Below are 1089 nucleotides of genomic sequence, written 5' to 3'. Positions count from 1 at the left end.
CGGCCTGGACGGCCTGGACGACGAGCTTGTCGAGCATTTGGTGGGCCGCGCCAAGGCCGGTGGGCTGAAGCTGACCGGTGAGGGCGGGGTGTTGCAGCAGCTGACCAAGCGGCTGCTGGAGTCGGCGCTGGAGGGTGAGATCACCGACCACCTCGGCTATGACAAGCATGATCCGGCCGGCCGCGGGACAGGCAACTCGCGCAACGGCACCCGCTCCAAGACCGTGCTCACCGACGTAGGCCCGGTGCAGGTCGAGGTGCCCCGAGACCGGGATGCCAGCTTCGAGCCCAAGATCGTGGCCAAGCGGCAGAAACGCCTCACCGGGGTGGACGCGATGGTGATCTCCCTGGCTGCGAAGGGACTCACGACCGGAGAGATCGCCGCGCACCTGGCCGAGGTCTACGGCGCTGAGGTGTCCAGGCAGACCATTTCCACGATCACCGATAAGGTCGTCGAGGGCATGGTCGAGTGGCAGAACCGGCCCCTGGACGCGGTGTATCCGGTGATCTTCGTGGACGCTATCCACGTCAAGATCAGGGACGGCAAGGTCGCGAACCGCCCGATCTACGTCGCGCTCGCGGTGACCTGCGAGGGGCACCGCGACATCCTCGGGCTGTGGGCGGGTGAGGGCGGCGAAGGCGCCAAATACTGGCTGCACGTGCTCACCGAGCTCAAGAACCGCGGCGTGGCCGACGTGCTGATGGTTGTCTGTGACGGGCTGGCGGGGCTGCCCGAGTCGATCGCCACGGTCTGGCCGGCCACGATCACCCAGACGTGCGTGGTTCACCTGCTGCGCAACAGTTTCCGTTACGCGGGCCGCCAGCACTGGGCCGCGATCGCGAAGGCCCTCAAACCGGTCTACACCGCGCCGACCGAAGCCGCCGCGCGCGAGCGGTTCGCCGAGTTCAGCGAGGCATGGGGCGCCCGATACCCGGCCATCGTCAGGTTGTGGGACAACGCCTGGGCCGAGTTCGTGCCGTTCCTGGCGTTCGACCCGGAGATCCGGCGGGTGATCTGCTCGACCAACGCGATCGAAAGCGTCAACGCCCGCATCCGCCGCGCCGTCAAGGCCCGCGGTCATTTCCCCAA

General features: G+C 67.8%; 1 protein-coding gene. It reads left to right on the top strand.

Annotated features, from left to right (window positions below; all coding sequences use genetic code 11):
* Positions 1-4 precede the first annotated feature (4 nt).
* The coding region (locus AB0F91_RS47275; RefSeq protein WP_360609094.1) for an IS256 family transposase at positions 5-1089 on the top strand (1085 nt) is incomplete at its 3' end.

Source organism: Amycolatopsis sp. NPDC023774 (genome assembly GCF_040639695.1).
GTDB lineage: Bacteria > Actinomycetota > Actinomycetes > Mycobacteriales > Pseudonocardiaceae > Amycolatopsis.
Note: the sequence above shows the minus strand (reverse complement) of the source record. Positions and strands in the feature narration are given on the sequence as shown.